This window comes from Candidatus Hydrogenedentota bacterium (genome assembly GCA_019637335.1).
In the GTDB taxonomy this organism is placed as follows: domain Bacteria; phylum Hydrogenedentota; class Hydrogenedentia; order Hydrogenedentales; family JAEUWI01; genus JAEUWI01.
This window is the reverse complement of the sequence record JAHBVV010000029.1, coordinates 20,904-40,892: the sequence shown is the minus strand read 5'-3', so window position 1 is coordinate 40,892 and position 19,989 is coordinate 20,904. Positions and strand designations below refer to the sequence as shown.

Genomic DNA, 19,989 nt, shown 5'->3' with positions numbered 1-19,989 from the left:
CCTAGTCCAGGGTCTTGGCGATGTTCTCAAGCTTGTAGGTTTCGATGATGTCACCGGTCTGGATGTCGTCGTATCTATCCAGCTTCAGGCCGCATTCGAAGCCCTGGGACACGGAACGCACTTCGTCTTTCTCCCGGCGCACCGACGCAATCTTGCCGCTGTACACCACCACATTGTCGCGGATCAGGCGGGTAAGCGCGCCGCGCTCGGTTTCCCCGTCGAGTTGGATACAGCCCGCGATGTTGCCGAAGCGGGACGAACGGAAGACCTGCCGGATTTCGGCGTGGCCCACGATAACTTCCTTCGTGTCGGGGGCCAGCAGGCCTTCGAGCGCCTTGGTCACCTCGTCGATCGCTTCGTAGATGACCAGGTAGGTCCGGATATCCACCCCTTCCGCCTCGGCCATCTGGCGCACCTTGGTGCTGGCGGTGACGTGGAACCCGATAATGACCGCGGTGCTCGCGCTGGCCAGCAAAACGTCCGACTCGTTGACGCCGCCGACGCCGGCGTGCACAACATTGATACTGACTTCCTCGTTGCCGAGCTTGGCGAAGCTCGACGTGAGCACATCGACCGAACCCTGGGCGTCGGCCTTGATGATAACATTGAGGGATTTCTGCTCGACGCCCTGCATGAGCGCGTGGAAATCCTCGAGGGTCATCGCCTTTCCGGTGGAGCCGCGCTTCTGACGGCTCAGCGCGACGCGCTTCTCCGCGATGGTCCGCGCGATCCGCTCCTCCTCGACAACGATAAACGGGTCGCCCGCTTCGGCGACGCCGCTGAACCCGGTGACCAGCACCGGGGTCGACGGGCCGGCCTCCTTGACAAGCCGCCCCTTGGAGTTGGTCATCGTGCGCACGCGCCCATAGACCTCGCCACAGATGAAGACATCGCCGGGGCGCAGGGTGCCCGTCTGCACAAGCACCCACGCGACCGGGCCGTGGCCCTTGGAAAGCTCGGACTCGACGATGGCGCCGCGCGCCCGCTTGTTCGGGTTGGCCTTCAACTCGAGCATTTCGGACTCCAGCACGAGCATCTCCATAAGATCGTCGATGCCTTCGCCGGTGTGCGCCGATACGTTCCGCATGATCGTGCTCCCGCCCCAGGATTCGTCCTGAAGGCCGAAGCTCGCCAGCTCGCCCCGAACGCGCTCGGGCTGGGCGCCGGGTTTGTCGCACTTGTTAATCGCGACCACAATCGGGACCTCGGCGGCCTTCGCGTGGTCGATGGCCTCGATCGTCTGGGGCTTTACGCCGTCGTCGGCCGCAACCACCAGCACCACGACGTCCGTGACCTGGGCGCCGCGCGAGCGCATCTGGGTGAAGGCTTCGTGTCCGGGCGTATCCAGGAAAACCACGCGGCCCGAAGGCATTTCCACCTCATAGGCGGCAATGTGCTGCGTGATGCCGCCGGCCTCGCCATCGGCGACATTGGCCTTGCGCACCACGTCGAGGAGGGAGGTCTTGCCGTGGTCCACGTGGCCCATAACCGTGACCACGGGCGCGCGAAGGACCAGGTCCGCGGGATCGTCGGGCTCTTCGGCCAGCGCGGTATCCTCCTCGGGAATAATGGAATGAACTTCAAAGTTACGCTTGTCCGCGAGCTTGCGAATAAGCTCCATCGAGAGCGACTGGTTCTTCGTCACCATCAAGTTCTCGTCCATCAGGTCGAGAATAAGGTCGCTTACCCCGATCGCCATCGCGTCGGCAAGCTGCTCGACGGTCATGGTCTCATCGACTTCGATCACGCCGCCTTCTGTTTGCTCCATCTGTACCTCAACTTCCTGATGGCGCTTTTTGCGGCGCTTTTTGCTGCCGATCTGGCCCGCACCGGACTGAAACTCTCGAACCGCCGCGGCGGCATCGCGCCGGAGGGTGTCCTCGAGGACGCGGGCGCGCTCGGCGCGCTTGGGTTTTTTGCGGGCTTTCCCCGTTGCGGCAACGGCCTTTTTCGGGGCATTTCGAAACAACGTTTCGCGATCGCCGCGGTCGTCCGTAGTGGCGGGGCGCGCTTCGCGGGGCGTCGCGCCAAGCGGTTCGCGTCCCCGGCGGCGGGCGCCGGCGTCGGCGAGCAGGGCGTTGCGCTTTTCCTGGTCCCGCCGGATCACGGCGGCGACGACCTCCGGATCGGGGGTGGGAAGCGGCCGCTCCTTCTTCTGCTGCCGGATCTTTTCTTCCTGTTCCTGGACTATTTCCGCGCGCGCCAGCGTGGCCTCGTGCGCGGGGCCGTCATGGCCGCGGCCGCGGGACGCTTCCCGCGCCCGGGCCGCATCCTCCTCGGGGGTCTCGGGGGGGAGGATCTCGGCGACCGGTTCGGGCTCCGGCTCTGGCTCCGCGGGGGCCTCCTCGGGCTCCGGCGCCACTTCGGTAAGGACTTCGGCGACCGGCGCGGCGGCTTCCTCCACGGCCACGACTTCCGCCGCGGGCGCTTCATCCTGCACGTCCTCGGGGCCAACCGCCTCGGTTTCCGGTTCAGGCTCGATCGCGGCGGCGGCTTCCGCGGCCGCGGCCTCTTCCTTGCGCCGCTTCTCCTCCGCCTTCTTCTCCTCGGCTTCCTTTTTCTTGGCGGCGGCCGCGCGCTTCTTCGCGTTGGCCTTTTGAAGGCGCTCTACGCGCTTCCGGTCCTCTTCTTCTTTTTTCTTGATTTCCTGGAGAAAAACATCGAGCACCGAGATATCCTCATCGACATCGATGAGCATGTCACACTGTTCGTCGCTGATTTCGGTGTTGACACTATCGATGTCGAAGCGCAGTTTGCGGAGCGTTTCGACCGCTTCCTCGGCACTCATATCAAGACGTTCTGCCAAACTGGCAACAGTCTGCATCGTTACTATTCCTCCAAGACGTTCTTCAAATCCGGTCCGGCCGGCGGGCGCAGGTACAGGTGGCGCCGCGCTACCCGGCTGAGGCCAGGAACCCCCTATTATACATCGTTCTCAACGCCGGATCCCTCTTCCGCTTCCGGCGCCTGCGGCGCATCCTCAAAAAGGTCTTCGGCCTCGATCGTTTCCTCCGCGGCCTCGCCCTGAATATCGATATTCCAGCCGATAAGGCGGGACGCGAGGCGCGCATTCTGGCCGCGCTTGCCGATGGCCAGGGAGAGCTGATCCTGGGGCACGATTACCTGGATGCTTCCCTTCTCCGCGTCCGGATGGATGTGAAGGATATCCGCCGGATTCAGCGCGTTCGCGCAGAGTTCGACGGGATCCTCGCTCCACCGGACAATATCGATCTTCTCGCCGGAGAGCTCCTCCACCACAGCGCGCACCCGGGCGCCCTTCATGCCGACGCAGGCGCCCACGGGATCGACGTTGATGTCGTTCGACTTCACCGCGACCTTCGTCCGGCTGCCGGCCTCGCGCGCGATCGCGCGAATCTCGATCGTTTCGTCGTAGAGCTCCGGCACTTCAAGCTCAAACAGCGCGCGGACCAGCTCCGGCGATGTGCGGGAGAGAATGACCTGGGCGCCCTTCTGCGACTTGTCAACCTCGACGAGGATGGCGCGCACCCGGTCATTCGGGCGAAAGGTTTCGCGGGGCGACTGTTCCCGGTATGGGATGAGGGCTTCCGCCTTGCCCACGGACACCACGATATTGCCGTGGCTGATCCGCTTGACGGAGCCGGTGATGAGCTCGCCCTCGCGGCCCTTAAACTCTTCGAAGATGTTGTCGCGCTCGGCATCCTTAATCTTCTGGATGATGACCTGCTTGGCGGTCTGGGCCGCAATGCGGCCAAAGTCCTTCAGTTGGGTCTGCACTTTCAGCCGATTGCCGGTGACGGCGGCCGAATTCAGCGCCAAGGCGTCCGCAAGCAGGATTTCCGTGGCCGGATCCAGGATCTCCTCGGTAACGGTCCTGATTTCGAAGACCTTGAACGCCAGCGTTTCCGGATCCACCTCCACCGTAATGTTGCCCGCATTTCCGGCATCTTTCCGCGCGGCGCTTTCGATAGCGCTCCGGATAGCCTCGATCAGGGTCTCGCGATCGATACTCTTGTCCGCCTCAATCTGCTGCAAAATCATGCGAAGATTCTGATCCAAAACAATCTCCTTACACCGTAACTACCGGTTAAGATTCGCCTTACGAAGATTCTCGATGTGGATCTCGTGGCGTGTCCCATCGCAGTCAACGTGAATCAACCCGTCTTCAAAACCGCCCAGAACGCCGACGAATCGCTTCCGGCCCTCAATGGGCGAGTGGGTCATTACGGTCACTGCTTCTCCGGCGTACCGGATGAAATCGGAAGGTTTCCGCAGCGGGCGGTCAAAGCCCGGCGAGGAGACCTCCAGGATATAGTTGTCCGCAATGAAGTCCTCCGCGTCCAGCAAGGGATTCAGGAGTTGGGAAACGGCGGTACAATCTTCCAGCCCGATGCCATCGGGCTTGTCGATATAGATGCGCAAAATGCGCACCCCGCCCTGGCCGGCCACTTCGACCTCGACCAGCTCGTATCCCTGTTCCGCGATGTCGTCCTCAAACCGGGACCAGAATCGCCGAACCAATTCCTCTCTGCTCACGTAGGGCCTCGATTACGTAATAAAAAAAGTGGGTCAAGACCCACTTTCCGCGAAGTCATACTATCAGGAAGGGAAGTATAGCACAGGGTGGAGGGACGGTGCAATGAGTAAATGCTGTATTACAAGTAGCTTACCCACCCGCATTTCATATGGGTCATCGGGCGGTTCAGCGCATGATTACGGCGAGATTGCGCTGGTTAGTCTGGTTGCCGCGGTAGGAAAACAGGCCGGGCATACAGATCGTGCAGTGGCCGATGACGTGGATCCGGGACTTGCGGACTCCGCCGTCAATCAATTGCGCCACGTTCGTCCGCCAGAGGTCGAGGTGATCCCCCTCCGCGATCAGCCCCCGCGCCACCCAGGCGTCGCGTAGCTCGCCGGACACCTGGTAGCAACATGGACCCGCCGACGGACCAATCAGCGCGGTAAGGCTTTCGGCATCTGCGCCACATTCCCGCGCCAGGGCTGCGACAGCCTTTGCGGCTATGTTTCGCGACGTCCCCTCGCGCCCCGCATGAATCAGCGCAACTGCCTTCGGGCAAGCAAGATAGAGCGGTACGCAATCGGCGACATGGATGCCCAGCGGCAAGTCGTCTTCGCCCGTTACGACCCCATCGGCGTCGCCCAGCGCGTTTTCTCGTTCGCCGAGACCGCACCCGGCCTCGTCGCCCGCCGCCACGACCACGCGGTCGCCGTGGCACTGCCGCAGCGCGACCAAACGGTTCGGCGGCGCCCCGGCCCGCGCAAGGAACGCGGCCCGACGCGCGGGATCCGGCGTCGCCCAGCCACAATCGCCCTCCGCCTGACCCGAGATGGCCGCCACCCGGGCGCCGGCCTCCAGGAGTTGGGGAAACTGCATCATGGAATTTGCTCCGCTTTGGAACACTCAGGCGTACTGCTGGGCTACAGGATGTACCGCGACAGGTCCTGGTTCTCCACTTTCGCGCCGAGGCGTTCCTGAACGGTGGCCGCATCGATACGCACCACGGCCCCGCTTTGCTCAGGGGCGTCGAAGGAGATATCTTCGAGGAGGTTCTCCAGCAGCGTGTGCAGCCGCCGCGCGCCGATGTTTTCCGTCTCTTCGTTCACACGCTGGCAGAAGTTCGCCAGGGCGTCGATGGCGCTGTCCTCGAATTCGAGGGTCACGCCTTCTGTCGCCATCATGCTCTGGTACTGCTTGATCAGCGAGCACTCGGGCTCGCGCAGGATACGGGCGAAATCGGCCGCGCCGAGGTTCTCCAGCTCCACGCGGATCGGGAAGCGCCCCTGAAGCTCCGGAATGAGGTCGGAAACTTTGGAAATATGGAACGCGCCGGCGGCAATGAACAGGATATGGTCCGTGCGCACGGGGCCATATTTGGTCATCACCGTACTGCCCTCCACGATCGGCAGAATGTCTCGTTGCACACCTTCGCGCGAGACATCCGGGCCGTGCCCATGCTGGCCGCGCCCGGCGATCTTATCGATTTCGTCCAGAAAGACGATGCCGGCGTTCTCGACCCGCTCGATGGCGACCGGGGTGACGGCGTCCATGTCGATGAGGTCCTGGACGGCTTCCTGCTCCAGGATGCGCCGGGCCTCGTCCACGCGGACTTTGCGCCGCTTCGATCGCTGCGGCATCATCCGGCCGAGCATCTCCTGGAGGTTGACCCCCATTTCTTCCATGCCCGACGCGCTGAACACCTGCATCATCGAGGTGTTGCCGCTGTCGCGGACGGATACCTCCACTTCGCGATCATCCAGCTCGCCGGCGCGCAGCTTCCGGAGCAGGATTTCGCGCGTGCGGGCTTCCGGGTTGGATTCGAGGTTCTTCGCGGGCCCCTCGTCCCCGCTTTCCGGGTCGCTCGGGCGAAAAATCTTCTGGGGCCCCGCCGGTTGTGGCGGTAGGAGGAGATCCAGGAGCCTCTGCTCGGCTCGCGCGCGGGCGGCGCCTTCGACTTCGCGTTGCATCTCTTCCTTGACCAGCTTGACGCCCACCTCGGTGAGTTCGCGGATCATGGATTCACAATCCCGCCCGACGTACCCCACTTCGGTGAATTTGGACGCCTCGACTTTCACAAAAGGCGCCTCGGCCAGCTTGGACAGGCGCCGCGCCACTTCCGTCTTGCCCACGCCGGTGGGGCCGATCATGATGATATTCTTGGGCGCGACCTCGTCGCGCAGGCCTTCGGGCAGCTGTTTGCGCCGCCAGCGATTGCGGAGGGCGATCGCGACCTTGCGCTTGGCTTCCTGCTGGCCGACGATATGCCTGTCCAGCGCCTCGACGATTTCGCGGGGCGTCAATGCACTCATGGGGGGTACTCCAGTTCGGTTCGGGGCGGGGGGCCGGCGCTATTGCGGATTAACAGCCGATGCGGTCGAGCTTTTCGATGCGCCGCTCGTGCCGGTCGCCGTAGCTGAACTCGGTTTCGAGGAAGAGGCGCAGCAGGCGCTTGCAGTCCTCGATGGACGATACCCGGGAACCGAGGCACAGGATGTTGGCGTTGTTATGGTCCCGGGCCAGCCGCACCATCTCGTCGGTGACGCAGGCCGCCGCGCGAATGCCCTTGTGGCGGTTGGCGGCGATACTGATGCCCATGCCGGTGCCGCAGAGCAATACACCCAGATCGGCCTCTTTATTCAGAATCCGCTCGACAACCCGCTCCGCGAAATCGGGATAATCCACCGAGCCGGGGCCATGGGTCCCCACATGCTCGACGGTATGGCCCAGTTCTTCCAGGTACGCGACGATGGCCGGCGCGTGATGGGGTGGCGGGTCTTCGTATCCGGCGTGGTCGCAGCCGAAGGCTAGCTTCATGATCTCTCTCTCGTAACTCGGGCCGATGCAAACGGCTATTGTAATGACTTATTGAAATCATTCACAAGTAGCGCTGAAAAACCGGCGGTTCGCGCCGGGAACGCGTACGGGCCGCGCTACTTCCGGAGGGCGGCCGGTGGCGCTGTTTTGCGGCGGTCAGCGCGATCGCGGGGAATTACGCCGATCCATCGTATTCTTCGAGCCAGGCCCGCATTTGGCCGAAGGCCTTACCTCGGTGGCTGATGGCGTGCTTCTCTTCGGGCTGCATCTCGCCGAAGGTACGGTCTTCGCCGGCGGGAACAAACAGGGGATCGTAGCCAAACCCATTGGTTCCCTCGCACGAAATCGCGATATGGCCCTCCACGGTTCCCATTTCGACATGGGTTTTCCCGCTCGATGGAATTACCAGCGCCGCGCAGCACCGGAAGCGCGCCGTGCGTTCGTGCCAGGGGACCCCTTCGAGGGCGTCCAGCAACTTGCGATTGTTATCGGAGTAAGAACATCCGGGCCCCGCGTAGCGCGCGGAGTAGACGCCGGGGGCGCCATCGAGCGCGTCCACTTCGAGGCCGGAATCGTCCGCCACGCAGGCTACGCCAAACTGGGCGCTGTAATAGCGCGCTTTCAGCAGGGCGTTCTCCTCAAACGTGGCGCCGGTCTCCTCCGGCTCCTCGGCGGGCGGGTAGTCCCGGAGGCTTCGCACTTCCCAGGGAAGGCCCTCCAGCAGGACGGCCAGCTCCCGGGCCTTGTCGCCGTTTCCGGATCCGAGCAGCAGGATATCAGGCATGGCCGAGGGCCTCCCGCTGGGCGCGCAGAATCACGGCGATTCCAGACTCCGCGGCCTCCAGCATGTTCAGGGCTTCGCTTCGCTTGAAGGGCGCCCCCTCCGCGCTGCCCTGTATCTCGATGAACTCGCCGGCGCTGTTCATGACCACGTTCATGTCCACATCAGCGACGGCGTCCTCTTCGTAACAAAGATCGAGGAGGGTCTCCCCCTGTACGATGCCCACGCTGGCCGCCGCGCAGGCGGCCCGGAGCGGCCAGGTTTCGATCATGCCCGAGGATTGCAGGGAGACCAATGCGTCGTGCAACGCCACATAGGCCCCCGAAATGGCGGCGGTGCGTGTGCCACCGTCGGCTTCGATGACATCGCAATCCAGCGTAATCATGATCTCGCCGAGCGCCTCCAAATCCATCACACCGCGAAGGGAGCGCCCGATCAGGCGGCTGATTTCCAGGGCGCGGCCCTTCTTGTTCGCCTCCCGGCTGACCCGATCATGGGTCGAGCCCGGCAGCATGGCGTATTCGGCGGTTACCCAGCCCTTGCCGGAGTCCTTGAGCCAGGGCGGCACACGCGATTCCACGCTGGCGGTGCAGATCACCCGGGTGTTTCCAAAGGACGCCAGCACGGAGCCGGCGGCGTTTCCGGTGAAATGCCGCTGAAACGCGACGGGGCGCATTTCCCCGGGGCCTCGGCCGTCTTTTCGCATGGTGTGGTGTCTCCACTTCTATTCCACAGGAGGATTCGACTCGCGCCGCTTCCCGAAAGGGAGTGCGGCGCTAAACCAAGCCGCTCCAGCGGGCGAGCACCCGCTGGAGCGGCGGCAAGTGTGAATCCGGGAGGCGGCGCTACTCCGCTTCCGAGGCCTCGGGCAGCGCGGGCGCGGTACGCTCCTCGGCGATGGGCGACGCCTTCTCCAGGCGCTGCGTACCCGTACTGGCGGCCACCTGGGTTTCGGAGATATCCCGGTGGTACTTTCGGAACGTCGTGGTCCAGTCGGGGGCTTCCTGGATGAGTTCGACGGCCCGGAGGAGCGGGCGATCCTCGACGGTACGCTCGAGGCGTTCCTTCAGGCTGACGCTGTTGCGCAGGGTGTTGGCCACGTCATCCCCGTAGTAAGCCGCGATCTCCTTGAGCAGCGCCTCTTCCTTCTCCGTTTCGGAGGGGTCCGCCTCGGTCACTTCATGGCCGGACACGGTGCCGTGGTTCTGCGTATTGCGCTTCGTGGGATCCTTTTCGTAGGAGCGGAACAGCTGGTTAATCAGCGCCTTCTCCTCGTCCTCGGTCATAATCACTTCGACATCCGGCAGGATGCCCTGGTGATCGATCGTGACATCCGCCGGGGTGTAGTAGAGGGCCGTCGTGAGGCGCAGGGCGGTCTGTTCGGGGCGCTTCAGGGGGATAATCGTCTGGACGCTCCCCTTTCCAAAGGTCTTTTCGCCCAGCACAAGAGCGCGCTGATGAAACTGGAGCGCGCCGGTCACGATTTCGGCGGAACTGGCGGTATCCCCATTGACCAGGACGACCATCGGGAACTCCGCGGGCAATACGGGGGCGTGCTCGGTGTAGAGCTGGAGGTCCTGCGTGTTGGCGCGCCCGTCCGACCGCTCGCGGCCCTTCGTGTAGGTGACAAGCGACTTCTTGGGCAGAAACAGGTCGCAAACCTCCTGGCTGGCCGACAGCAGTCCGCCGGGATTCCAGCGAAGGTCCAGCACAAACGCGGTCATGCCTTCCTGTTTGAAGTCGTTGATGTGTTTGCGGATATCCGCCGCCGAATTGTCCTTGAAATCTTTCAGGCGGATGTAGCCGATGTTTCCGGGCAGCAGACGCGCCTCGACTACACTGTTGAGCGGAACCTTGTCGCGCTTGACGACGAAATCAAGGATCTGGCCCCCGGCGTCCGGTCCGCCATCGCGCGATACGGTAATCTTTACGGTAGTTCCGCGCTTGCCGCGGATCTTGTCGGCCACGGCGCTTACGATGCTGAAAGCGGGGTTGCCCTCGGCCTCGGACCACATCTGCTCGGTGGTAACGTCATCGACCGCCGTGATGATGTCGCCCGGCAAGAGACCGGCTTCGGCCGCGGGCGCGCCGTCGACGGGCGTGAAGATGAGCACCTGGCCGTTCTCCTCGCGAATCTGAATCCCGATGCCTTCGAACTCGCCCCGGGTATCCTCGCGCATCTCGGTCAGGGCCTGGGCGGGAATATAACTGTTGTGTCCCCCCAGGGCGCTCATCATGCCGAAAATGGCGCCTTCAACGACACGGTCCAGATCCGGGTCGTGAACATACTCGTCCAGGATTTTGGTGAGCACTTCGCCGATGGGCTCGACCTGCGGGTAGATGTCCACCTGCCCGCCCTGCGCGTGAATTCTCGGCGCGAAGGCGTTGGTTATCAGGAGGGTCAAAATGGCCAGAAAGGCGAGTAGCGAAAGGAATTCCGCTTTGCTGCTATGCTTCTGCATGGGTTCTCCAAATGTGGCCGGCGTGCGGGCACGCGGCCTATTCCGCCGGTGTGCTACAGGGCATCCGGAACAGGTTGGCGGCGGGCGCGTATGTCCGCGGAATCACCCGGGACGGGCCCGCGGACACGTTCTGCCTGCTGCTTCGAAAAAAGTTTACCAGATGATCCTCAGGTAATGCGAGAGGGTTTCGTGCGTGGTAGAATGGAACACGTTGCCCGGTCCGGAGCGACGCGCGGGGAGTGCGTTCCGGGCCGGGCGGGCTCAAATCGAAAAAATGAATAAAGCCATGAAGCGGGCGTCCAGTAAGGTGAAACGAGGAGACCCCGCGTATGAGCCTTTCGTTGGATATTCGCCTTCATTTTGGCAACTTGACCGCCGAAGAGGAGCACGTGGACAGCAGGGTTGACGCGCGAAACGCAACGGACGAGGCACTCGTCACCCGGGCGCAAACCGGGGACGGCGCGGCCTTTGAGGAGCTCGTCCGGCGATACCGGAACGACGTATATGGGCTCAGCTACCATTTCCTGCGTAACCGGGAGGAGGCGTGGGACGTCTCCCAGGAGGTGTTTATCAAGGCCTACCGGTCCCTGAGGCGTTTTCGGGGGGACGCGGGCTTCAAGACGTGGTTGCTCCGGATAACGGCGAACCACTGCAAGGATCTTTTTAAGAAGCGGCGCGTGCCGACAGTCTCGATCGACGCCATGCCCTCCCAGGATTTCTTTCCCTCGGGAACGGATCCCGGACGCGCGCTGGGCAACTCGGAGTTGGGCGAGGCGATTCAGGAAGCCCTGGACAGCCTCTCCCCCAAACACCGGATGGCGTTTGTGCTGCGAGAGTTTGAAGATATGTCCTACAAGGACATGGCAAGTGTCATGGAGTGTAGCGAAGGAACGGTGATGAGCCGTTTGCATCATGCCCGGAAGAAGCTGCAAGATAAATTGTCGCGGATGGGCTTTGCGGAGGGTGGTATATCATGAAAACCTGTACCTGGTTCAATCGAATTGAAGCCCTGATCGACGGCGAGGCGCGCGAGGCCGAGGCCGTTCAGGCCCATCTGGTGGCCTGCCCCGACTGCACGGCGCACCGCGATCAATTGCTCCGCCTGCGCGCGGCGGTGCGCCGCGAGGCGCCCGTGCTGAGCGACGCGCAGTTTCCGGCCTTTATGGATGGCATCCGCCAGGAGATCGGCCAGGCCCCCGCCCGCCCCCGTGGATTCTGGGCCCTGGCCAGCCTGGCGGCGGCGGCCCTCGTGATTGCCGTCGCCACCTTCTCGATCTTCGACGGCGCCGCGCCCGTCCCCGTTCAGGCGAATGAAGTCGAGGCGGTATCGACGGAGATTGACGGCGCCACCGTCGTGTGGGGGGACTCGGGCGCCGGCGTCACGACGATCTGGATTTCGATTACGGAGGACGATCTGTAATTATGTCGCCCCTTGTGACGGTCCTGCTGCTGGGCGCGCTGCTGTCCGCGCCGGAATCCGGGGGCGCGGCCCCTGCCCAGACGGAATTGAAGGTCTGGGCGGTCGAGCTGGATTCGCAGGGCCGCGCGGAGGCGCACTTCGATTCCGGCCTGGAGGAAATTCGGGACGCCCTGAAGGACCCGAAGCACGATACCTACCGGAATCTCCGATCGTCGCGCCATGGATTCAAGGACGCGAAGCCCTTTAAGACCGCCTTGACGGATCAGTACACGCTGGACACGAGCGCCCCCGCGCGGTCCGCGGACGGTCGCTACCGGGTGAAACTGCGCCTCACGATGAAGGAAGAGAAACCGGAAACCCCGCCGCCGGGCAACGGGGCCTCCTCCCTGCTGCGGCCGGACGGGCTGGCCCCGACATCACCGCGGACGGCGCCCGCCAAGCCCAGGGAAATCGAGGCGCTCTCGTCGGATTTGCTCCTGCAACCGGGTAAGCAGGTGGTCATTCGCGGGCTGAAAACCCAGGAGGGCAAGGATATGGTGCTCGTCGTGTCTTTATCCGTGCCCCGCGAGGGGGCGGAGCGCTAGCGGCCACCGTCACGCGAACGGGATCACGGCGTGCCGGTCTTCCGCGTCTCCGGCGGTCCATCCCTTGCCCGGAATCAGGGATTGCTCCGCAAAAGCCGGATCGCTGAGCCCCACCGTGCGCACTTCCATTCGGTCGTCAAATACCTGCACGTCCCGGTATTCTGTCGGGTATTCCGGCAGCGCCCCGGTCACGATGTGCGCGATGCCGTTTTCGCGCGCAACGAAGTTCAAGTGCACGTGCCCCGAAAAAATCGCCCGTACCTGTGGATGCCGCTGGAGCACTTCGAGGAGCAAGGGGCCATTGTCGAGGCAGCCGCCGTTGTTGAATCCGGGCCGGTGCAGGCGCATGGGTACCGGAACCGCCGGAAAGTGCACGCCAATAACGGCGGGCAGGCCCGGGTTAGCCTCAAGGTCCTGCTCCAGCCACGTGAGCTGGTGCGGCGGAATGGCCCACCGCGCGCCCTTCAGCGTCGAATCCAGTTCCTTCGCGACGCTGGCCTCGCTCACTTCACAGAGGGCGCCGTCGGACCAGAGCCACCAGGCGTCGAGCACGTAAAAACGCAGGTTTTTGTGGGTGAATGCGTAGTACGTCCGGGGGCTGGGCAGGCGGTGGGCAAAGGCTTCGAGGAACCACGCCCGGGACTCCTGGACCACGAAATCGTGGTTGCCGCCCATCGGGTAGTAGGGCAGCTTCAGGCTTTCCATCATATCCCGCGCCTCGAACATCGCTTCCCGGGTCTGGGTGCTGGCGATATCCCCCGTCACCAGAACGAAATCCGGCTTCATGACCGCCAGGTCCCGGGCCAGGCACGCCATGACGTCCGGCATCATCGTACACAAAAAGCGGTTGTTCCAAACCCCGTCCCGCTGGCTTGCCAGGTGCGGGTCGGACACATGTGCGAAGCGCCACATACGGACTCCCGGCTTCATCGGTTCCCATTGCGTCAGGCAGCGACCGCAAGTATACCGGAACCGGGCCCCGAGTCCAACCTATCCCGCCTGTGGGAAGGGCGGGACCGATCCGGTTCCGCGGCGCCGGTAAAGCCAGGCGGCCAGCGCGGCGCCGATCACGATCATGAGCACGCAAAACGCCTGCTGCGATGTCAGTTGGACGCCCAGGTAGCTCTGGACGGGGTTGCCGTCGCCCCGGTACATTTCGACGATGAAACGGCAAATGCCATACAGGACCAGGTACCCCGGGAGCGCAACGCCGAAGAAAGGGCGGCGCCTGCGCAGCAGCATCAAGGCGCCACACATCGCAAGCAGCAGCAGGATGCTGTAGATCTGTGTGGGGTGCACCGGGTAGGACCAGAGGGCGTCGTCTGGAAAAGCCGCGTACTGGGCCTGGTGGGCGAGGTATGCCGGGCTGCCCTCGGGAAAACTTACGCCCCAGGGGAGATCGTCCGACCGGGCGCCGTGGCAGCAGCCCTTGAGAAAACATCCCCCACGGCCGAAGGCCTGCGCCACCGGCACCCACGGCATGACAACATCGGCGGCCTGCCAGAAGTTAACGCCCCGGCGGGTCAGGTTCCAGTAGGCGTAGGCGATGCCGACCGGAATGGCGCCCTGGAACACAAGCCCGCCCCGGGTAACATCGATCCAGCCGATGGGATCGGTCCACGAATAGTTGTCCGAGTAGAGAATAATATGGGCCACGCGGGTGGCGATAACTCCCAGAATCAGCGTCCAGAACGCGGTATCCGCGATCGCGTCTGGATCGATGCCCGCGCTCCGCGCATCCCGGCGCATGAAATAGAGGACCGTAATGAAGCCCAGGGCGATCATCAGCCCATAGGAATAAAGGGTTATCGGGCCGATTTCCAGGATGGTCGGAAACATGGAGGTGGGGTGATCCTCATGCGTGCGTGGCCGCCGCGCTCGGGCGGCCACGATAGAAAAGGCGCACTGCGAACGTGGGAAACGCCGCACCGCGCCTCAGGGGTGAAAGGTATCCGCGATTAGTAAATGCCCTGCTTCTCGATCTCTTCCTTGCACGGAACGCAGAACTTCGCCGACGGGAACGCCTCCAGGCGCTTGCGGGGTATCTCTTTCTCACAACCCTCGCAGATGCCGAAGGCGCCGCTCTTGATCCGGTCCAGGGCTTCGGACACCTCGTTCAGCCAGTGGGACTCGCCGCTGGCGATGTTCAGGGCCGTTTCCAGTTCAAAATTGTCCGTGCCGGACTCCGCATAACTGGAAAGGTCGCCGCTGTTGTCCCGCCCGGACTCGTAGCGGGAGGCGTCTTCGATGCTCTTGATGCTTCCCGTAAGCCGATCCCGCTCGGCGAGAAGCATTTTCTCGAATTTCTTCAGGTCTCGTTTATTCATTCCAACTCCACTCCTGCTGTGGTGGCCGGCTGGCCCCATGCCTCCCCTGGTTCCGCCCAGGAGGGGCGCGGGTCAGGGGTTGCGTGCAGGAAAGTGCGAGATCACCATGGGAGATCTTGCCGCGATCCTGATCGCGCGCCCGCCCCGGAATTCAGGGTCCGACGTCTGTTGATCCCACCAGGGAACTGCCGTTGTCTAGAGCGCAGAGACGGTACCACAGGTTGGAGCGAAAGTCAAGGTTGTGCGGCTGCTATTTTCATTGTGCACAGTATGCGCAGCTTAATTGCCCCCGAATTTCTCACGCAGGGCGGCCAATTGGTCGGCGAGAAGCGTATTCATCGGTTCCGATGGGGCGCTGTCGTGCTTTGCCGGGGCCGCTTTGTCCCCGGCGTTCCTCTTGCGTCCTCCACCTTTCTTCTCGGTGCGACGGCCGCGCGGGCGGTTGCTGTCCTCGCTGCGCTGTCCCCGGGCCGGCTCGCCTTCGCGGGATCGTTCCGATGGTGAACGCTCCGCTGCCTTGGCGGGACGGGGCTGGGATCCCGTTTCGCGTTCGGGACGGCGCTCGGCCTGCCCGCCCGCGGCGTCCGGCTGGTCCGTCTCGTTCCGGGAGCGGTGCCTGTGCCGTGGCGGCGGGAGCAGCGCCTTGATGGAAAGGGAAACGCGACCGCGATCCTTGTCGGCGCTGAGCACCTTCACCTGCACGATGTCCCCCACCTTGACGACTTCGTGCGGATCATGAATGTAGCGGTTGGCGAGTTCGGACAAATGCACGAGACCGTCCTGGTGAACGCCAATATCCACAAAGGCGCCGAAATCGGTCACGTTCGTGACGACGCCCTCGCTGACCATGCCCGGCTCCAGATCCTTGACGTCGTCGACCCCTTCGAGGAACTGGGGCGCCTGGAAACGCTTTCGGGGATCGCGGCCCGGCTTGAGCAACTCGCGCTTGATGTCGTCCAGCGAAAGCTTGCCGATGGTGTCCGTCGCGAAGATTTCGAGATTGGCCTTTTCGAGCAGTTCCCGGTTGCGGATGAGGTCGCTCTTGGAGACCGACAGGCTCTGGGCGATGGCCTCCACGATCCCGTAGGCCTCCGGGTGAATGGAGGTTTGATCGAGGGGTTCGGCGCCATTCTGAATGCGCAGGAAACCGGCGCACTGCTCGTAGGTGCGCTCCCCCACGCCGGAAACGTCAAGTAATTGGGCGCGGTTCGTAAAGGGGCCGTTTTTCTGGCGGAACTCGACGATATTCTTGGCGGTATTCTGCTGGATGCCGCTGATATACCGGAGCAACTCCGCCGAGGCGGTGTTCAGGTCGACGCCGACACGGTTGACGCAAAACTCGACCGTCTTCGTCAGGCCCTCCCGCAGGTGCTTCTGGTTAACGTCGTGCTGGTACTGGCCCACGCCGACATGGCGCGGCTCCAGTTTCACCAGCTCGGCCAGGGGATCCTGCAGCCGCCGGGCAATGGAGATGGCGCCGCGGATCGTCAGATCGAGATCGGGGAACTCCTCGCGGGCCACGGGCGACGCCGAGTAGATGGACGCGCCCGCTTCATTGACAAGCACGGTGGTAATGCCGGCCAGGTTGTTGTCCTTGATCACGGTCTTGATGAAGCGGCCGATTTCCTTCGATCCGGTGCCGTTGCCGATGGCGATGAGTTGAATATGGTGCTTATTAATCAGCGTGAGCAGCGTTTCCGTCGCGCCGGCCACATCGTTGGCGGGTTCCGTCGGGTAAATGGTGGCGCTCTCGTGGTAGGCGCCCTGGGCGTCAATCACCGCCAGTTTGGATCCCGTGCGCAGGCCCGGGTCGACGCCCAGCACGGGTTTCTGGCCCGCGGGAGGCGCGAGGAGCAGGTTCTCGGCGTTTTCCCGGAAGACCGCGGTGGCGGACTGGTCCGCAACCTTGCGCGCCTCCTGGATAACTTCGTTTTCAATGGCCGGCTGGATCAGGCGGCGGTACGCGTCTTCAATGGCCGTGCCGAGAAAGGCCGCAAACGGCGAAGCCGGGTCCTGGATGAAGCGGGCGCGCATTTCGTTGAGCACGGTATCCTCGCCCACGGCGAGCTCCATGCGCAGGAAGCCCATCCGCGCGCCGCGCAGCACCGCGAGCAGGCGGTGCGACGGGATCTTCTTGATGGGCTCGTTGTAGTCGTAGTACGCCTCGAATTTCGTCTTCTGGCCTTCGGCGTTCTTGGTGCTGGCCGAGCGCAGCACGCCCTCGTCGTGGAAATGCTGGCGCACAAAGCCGCGCAGCGCCGCGTCGATTGAAATCCGCTCCGCAATGATGTGCTGGGCGCCCTGAAGCGCGGCGGCGGCATCGGGCACGCCCTTCTCCGGCTGCACATAGGCCACGGCCTCTTCTTCCAGACTGCGCTCGCCCGCAACCTGCGCCCAGATGAAATCGGCCAGGGGCTCGAGCCCCTGCTCGCGCGCGGTGGTGGCTTTCGTCTTGCGCGCCTTCTTGTAGGGCAGGTAAAGGTCTTCCAGCACGGTGGCGTCCGTGCATTCCTGAATCTGCTTCCTAAGATCGTCCGAGAGCTTGCCCTGTTTCTCGATATTCTCCAGGATCGCGTCGCGGCGGTTCGTGAAGGCGGTGTACTGGTTGTTCAACGCCTCGATGGTTTCGAGTTTGACCTCGTCCAGGTTGCCGGTGACGTCCTTTCGGTACCGGGCGACAAAGGGAATCGTGGCGCCCTTGTCGAACAGTTCGATGGCCACGGCGACCTGTGCCGGCGCAGCGCCCACAGCGGCGCTGATCAGGTCAACGAATTTCGATTCAATCATGAGTCACTCCGTAAGTCCGCGAAAACGGTCCGGGTAGATCAGGGGCTTGCCTGGTGGAACCGCCCTGGCCCAACTGCCCGCGCGCCCGCAACCCGGTTTCTTCTCCCCGAATGTACCGGGGGATCCTAACCTATATCAAAAAGTCAACGCCAGTCGAATCTCCGCGGCCTGGTTCTCATAGTGGAGCCGCAGGATCCCCCGCTCCGCGTCCCACGCCTGCTCAACAGCCGCCGGTGGGTCCAGGGTGACTTTGACGGGGCGCCGCGGCAGGCGGACGATCACATTGGCCGCCGTTCCGGCGGGACCCCGGGTCGTGCATTGGAATCCGCCCTCGGCGGCCATTTCCCCGCGTACACGGGTGGAGGCGGCGGCCACGGCGGGCGCGGGCGTGTTGGCGGACGCCCATTCGAGGTCATACAGCAGTGCGGGCGTGCCGGGATGCAGCACTTTTTCCGGGAGCAAGGGCAATTCCGGGTCGAATAGGTCAATGAAGGGGCCCGAAAGCACGTGGGGCGGCGCGTTCAGGCTTTCGTCGAGCCCCATCGCGACGACATAGGGGCCGCGGCGAAGGCGGAGGTAGTGCTGCGTCTTCAGGGGCTTGTCCCGGGCCGCCAGGGCCAGCCGGACAGCCTCCCGGATGCGCTCCGCACCCGCGGCGTCGGCCTGCAGGGCGGCGGGCGCGGCGTCGAGCCGGATCAGCTGCCCCTGGCCAACCGAGGTGGGTTTGGAGGCGGGTTCGGGGGCGCCCAGCCGGTCCAGCAGGTCGTCGTAGGGCGTGGACTCGGCCGCCCCGCGCTTATTCCACCATTCGGGAACGGCATGATACGGATCCGCGCCGTCCCCCACCAGAATCAGCGCGCCGCCCGCCCGCACCCAGCCGGCCAGGATCTCGTGGTAGTCCGCGCGCAGGGGCTTCTGGCCTTCGTAGGTGAGCAGCAGGACGGAGAACGCGTCGAGCGCGCCCGGGGTAAGCACGGTTTCCAGTTGTACGGGCGCCACCGGCACGCCATGCTTGAGCAGGGGCAGCGCGAGCGCGTAGACCGGGGCGAGGTCCGGATCGCTCGGGTGCGGATCGCCGCGCTGGAACATCAGCGTGTCGGACACGATCAGGCCGATGCCTCCCGTGCCGGCGTCGAGGGCGATGTCGTCCTGCTTCATGTGGTTCAGGGCGTTGAAAATAGCCAGAAGCTGGGCCGTGTAGGCGGGCGAAATGGTCGCCTTTTCCTCGCTCCCCTCGACCGGGTAACGTCCCTCGAAAATGCGATCGGGCCACGGCAGCACTTCGTACTGGTAGACCTCGGGCCAGAAGAGCGATGCGGCGAGCGTGAGCTTGTAGTTGTACTCGTAATCCGTCCAGGTGTGGTTCGGGTTGTCCTCCACGGGGTCGGCCAGGAACCAGACCGTGCGGCCGGTCGGTCGCACCATGCTGAGCATCTGCCCGTATTCGATGAAGGCCGTTTCGAAGGTCCGCTCCTTCCGAACGCCCTGGTAGCGGTTCGGCGTGCGCGCGGTGCCCGTCCAGACCTGGGCGATGTACCCGTCGGCGATATCCAGGTCCATGAGCCGCGATTCCGGACTCACAATGCGCCAGTGGGCGTAATTAATCATGCTGTGGGTGGGGACGTAGCACTTCGCCGTGCGGCCCTGGGAGGCGGCGCGCTCCTTGATGTGCCCGAAGATCTCGCTCAGGGCGTTGTAGTAGAGCTCGTACTTCAGGCGGCTCGCCTTGAACTGCGCGGCGACGCTGCTGTCGGGCGCTTCCCACGCCTCCCCGTAGTAGTCCCGCCACGCGCGCTTGAAGCCCTCGCTCCAGCCGGTGCGCGCCCAGTATTCCGGCTCTTCCAGGTAGAAGGATTCGATCCCGGCGTCAATCGCGGGGTTCAGGTAGTCTTTCAGAAACGAGAGGTACTCCGGGGTGGGCACGTTGTAGCCCACGGTATCGCTTTGGCCGTGCATGAAGCGCTTGCCCGAGGCGTCCGTCTGGATCTCCTCGCGCACCCGCCGCTCATCCGCCCCGTAGTAGGCCTCGTAGCCGCCCCAGGAGATGCCGGTCATGAAGCCCGCATGGTAGCCCTGCGCCCGCCAGCTGTCCAGCCGCGATGCGAAGCTCGGATTGACGCCGTACACCATCACCTGGTCGGAGGCGATGTCCAGTCCCGGCTTGTACGGGCCGGCGGTCTGAAACGAGGTGTGGTCTTCCCCCGCGGCGGCGGCAACGGGCGCGATTGCGGCGAGAAGCAGGAGGGGAAGGAAGCGGTATGGCACGGGAGATCCTCCAGCGCTCCGGGGCGGGAACAGCCCGGATGCGCCTGGGCA

The 19,989-nt window shown here is 63.9% G+C and carries 17 protein-coding genes; 3 read left to right on the top strand and 14 right to left on the bottom strand.

Annotated features, from left to right (window positions below):
- Position 1 precedes the first annotated feature (1 nt).
- From infB to KF886_22495, 9 genes are all read right to left on the bottom strand, one after another.
- On the bottom strand, positions 2-2,788 hold the full coding sequence (infB, locus tag KF886_22535) for a translation initiation factor IF-2 (GenBank protein MBX3180136.1): 2,787 nt from the start codon (positions 2,786-2,788) through the stop codon (positions 2-4).
- Between the two features lie 134 nt (positions 2,789-2,922).
- On the bottom strand, positions 2,923-4,020 hold the full coding sequence (nusA, locus tag KF886_22530; GenBank protein MBX3180135.1) for a transcription termination/antitermination protein NusA: 1,098 nt from the start codon (positions 4,018-4,020) through the stop codon (positions 2,923-2,925).
- Positions 4,021-4,059: 39 nt separating this feature from the next.
- Positions 4,060-4,515: a ribosome maturation factor RimP gene (locus KF886_22525; protein MBX3180134.1), complete on the bottom strand. Its 456-nt coding sequence runs from the start codon at positions 4,513-4,515 to the stop codon at positions 4,060-4,062.
- Between the two features lie 166 nt (positions 4,516-4,681).
- Positions 4,682-5,377: a polyphenol oxidase family protein gene (locus KF886_22520; protein ID MBX3180133.1), complete on the bottom strand. Its 696-nt coding sequence runs from the start codon at positions 5,375-5,377 to the stop codon at positions 4,682-4,684.
- Between the two features lie 41 nt (positions 5,378-5,418).
- Entirely contained in the window at positions 5,419-6,807 is a 1,389-nt protein-coding gene (hslU, locus tag KF886_22515) for an ATP-dependent protease ATPase subunit HslU (GenBank protein ID MBX3180132.1), read from the bottom strand.
- 49 nt (positions 6,808-6,856) lie between these two features.
- Positions 6,857-7,312, bottom strand: a complete 456-nt coding sequence (gene rpiB / locus KF886_22510; GenBank protein ID MBX3180131.1) for a ribose 5-phosphate isomerase B — start codon at positions 7,310-7,312, stop codon at positions 6,857-6,859.
- 175 nt (positions 7,313-7,487) lie between these two features.
- Complete coding sequence (gene rdgB / locus KF886_22505) at positions 7,488-8,096, bottom strand: RdgB/HAM1 family non-canonical purine NTP pyrophosphatase (protein MBX3180130.1); 609 nt, start codon at positions 8,094-8,096, stop codon at positions 7,488-7,490.
- A complete protein-coding gene (gene rph / locus KF886_22500) occupies positions 8,089-8,799 on the bottom strand; it encodes a ribonuclease PH (protein MBX3180129.1) in 711 nt (236 codons plus the stop codon). The genes rdgB and rph overlap by 8 nt, the downstream gene beginning before the upstream one ends.
- Positions 8,800-8,938: 139 nt before the next feature.
- Complete coding sequence (locus KF886_22495) at positions 8,939-10,555, bottom strand: S41 family peptidase (GenBank protein MBX3180128.1); 1,617 nt, start codon at positions 10,553-10,555, stop codon at positions 8,939-8,941.
- A 329-nt stretch (positions 10,556-10,884) separates the two neighbouring features.
- Between KF886_22495 and KF886_22490 the strand changes: the two genes are divergently transcribed.
- The 3 genes from KF886_22490 to KF886_22480 are packed head-to-tail and all read left to right on the top strand — an operon-like array spanning position 10,885 to position 12,559.
- Positions 10,885-11,532: a sigma-70 family RNA polymerase sigma factor gene (locus tag KF886_22490; GenBank protein ID MBX3180127.1), complete on the top strand. Its 648-nt coding sequence runs from the start codon at positions 10,885-10,887 to the stop codon at positions 11,530-11,532.
- On the top strand, positions 11,529-11,975 hold the full coding sequence (locus KF886_22485) for a hypothetical protein (protein MBX3180126.1): 447 nt from the start codon (positions 11,529-11,531) through the stop codon (positions 11,973-11,975). Before KF886_22490 ends, KF886_22485 begins: the two co-directional genes overlap by 4 nt.
- Before the next feature lie 2 nt (positions 11,976-11,977).
- The gene (locus KF886_22480; protein ID MBX3180125.1) at positions 11,978-12,559 is read left to right on the top strand and encodes a hypothetical protein; all 582 of its coding nucleotides are present in this window, start codon (positions 11,978-11,980) and stop codon (positions 12,557-12,559) included.
- Between the two features lie 9 nt (positions 12,560-12,568).
- Here the strand turns inward: KF886_22480 and KF886_22475 are convergent, their stop codons facing one another.
- The 5 genes from KF886_22475 to KF886_22455 all read right to left on the bottom strand — a co-directional run bounded on the left by KF886_22475 (position 12,569) and on the right by KF886_22455 (position 19,938).
- Entirely contained in the window at positions 12,569-13,471 is a 903-nt protein-coding gene (locus KF886_22475) for a metallophosphoesterase (protein MBX3180124.1), read from the bottom strand.
- Between the two features lie 78 nt (positions 13,472-13,549).
- Positions 13,550-14,398, bottom strand: coding sequence for a prolipoprotein diacylglyceryl transferase (gene lgt / locus KF886_22470; protein MBX3180123.1), 849 nt, complete (start codon positions 14,396-14,398; stop codon positions 13,550-13,552).
- A 119-nt stretch (positions 14,399-14,517) separates the two neighbouring features.
- A complete protein-coding gene (locus tag KF886_22465) occupies positions 14,518-14,886 on the bottom strand; it encodes a TraR/DksA C4-type zinc finger protein (protein ID MBX3180122.1) in 369 nt (122 codons plus the stop codon).
- 279 nt (positions 14,887-15,165) lie between these two features.
- A complete protein-coding gene (locus tag KF886_22460; GenBank protein ID MBX3180121.1) occupies positions 15,166-17,673 on the bottom strand; it encodes an RNA-binding transcriptional accessory protein in 2,508 nt (835 codons plus the stop codon).
- Between the two features lie 135 nt (positions 17,674-17,808).
- Complete coding sequence (locus KF886_22455) at positions 17,809-19,938, bottom strand: hypothetical protein (protein ID MBX3180120.1); 2,130 nt, start codon at positions 19,936-19,938, stop codon at positions 17,809-17,811.
- Positions 19,939-19,989 lie beyond the last annotated feature (51 nt).